At 64.9% G+C, this 1,340-nt stretch carries 1 pseudogene; it reads left to right on the top strand.

Going from position 1 to position 1,340, the window contains the following annotated elements:
* The first annotated feature begins 63 nt into the window (after nucleotides 1–63).
* Nucleotides 64–1,313: pseudogene (locus tag VXC91_RS45705) on the top strand (IS3 family transposase).
* Nucleotides 1,314–1,340 lie beyond the last annotated feature (27 nt).

The following is a 1,340-nucleotide window of genomic DNA, read 5'->3' as shown; positions in this document are numbered from 1 at the left end:
CTCGGCTGCCGGGTGAACCGCCCCGGTTCGAATGGAGACTCGATTTTATGAAAGGATCGAGTCATGGCACGACCCTCCCGTTACCCGCTTGAGCTGCGCCGTCGTGCGGTGCGCATGGTCGCCGAGGTCCGCGGCGACTACCCGAACGAGACGGCCGCCTTGCAGGCGGTGGCCGACACGCTCGGCATCGGCTCGCGGGAGACGCTGCGGAACTGGGTGAAGCAGCACGAGATCGATGCGGGGACGCGTCCGGGGACGACGACGGAGGAGTCCGCCCAGGTCAAAGCGTTGAAGAAGGAGAACGCCGAGCTGAAGCGGGCCAACGAGATCCTGAAGGCAGCGGCGAGTTTCTTCGCGGCCGAGCTCGACCGGCCACACACGCGCTCGTAGCGTTCATCGACGAGCACCGGGACCGCTTCGGCGGTGTCGAGCCGATCTGCAGGACGCTCACCGAGCACGACTGCAAGATCGCCCCTTCCACCTACTACGCCCACAAGAAACGACTGGCCACCCCGTCCGCACGTTCGGTGCGGGACGCTCAGCTCAAGGAGCTGATCAGCCAGTCCATTCCGCCAACTACCGTGTCTACGGGGCAAGGAAGATCTGGCGTGAGCTGAACCGGCAGGGACACGTCGTGGCCCGGTGCACCGTCGAACGCCTGATGCGTGAGATGGGCATCCAGGGGGCGGTCCGCGGCAAGCGTGTGATCACCACGCTTCCCGGCGGGCAGGTCGAGCGAGCTCCCGACCGTCTCGACCGCGACTTCGTCGCGGCCCCCAACCGGTGCTGGGTGGCGGACTTCACTCACGTGAAGACATGGTCGGCCACCGTCTACGTCGCGTTCGTCGTGGACACCTTCTCCCGCCGGATCGTGGGCTGGTCGGCGGCCACCGTCAAGGAGACCGTCTTCGTCCTGGACGCCCTGGAGATGGCGATCTGGCAACGCGACCGCGACCAACAACCCATAAAGCCAGGCGAGTTGATTCACCACTCGGATGCCGGATCGCAGTACACGTCGTTCAGGCTCGCCGAGCATCTGGACGCCGCCGGCATAGCCGCGTCCATCGGCTCGGTCGGCGACGCCTAACGTCAACGCCCTGATGGAATCGGCGATCGGCCTGTACAAAACCGAGTTGATCAAACCCCAGCGGCCCTGGAAGACGCTCGCCCAGGTCGAGCTGGCCACCGCCGAATGGGTCGACTGGTACAACCACCGCCGACTCCACGGTGAAATAGGCCATATCCCGCCCGTCGAGTACGAAGCTAACTACTACACGGAACTCACGAAACCCCAGGTCACAACCACAATCTGAGATCTCTACCGAACCCGGGGCGGTTCA

The sequence above is a fragment of the Streptomyces chiangmaiensis genome (genome assembly GCF_036281785.1).
Lineage (GTDB): Bacteria > Actinomycetota > Actinomycetes > Streptomycetales > Streptomycetaceae > Streptomyces > Streptomyces chiangmaiensis.
Note: the sequence above shows the minus strand (reverse complement) of the source record. Positions and strands in the feature narration are given on the sequence as shown.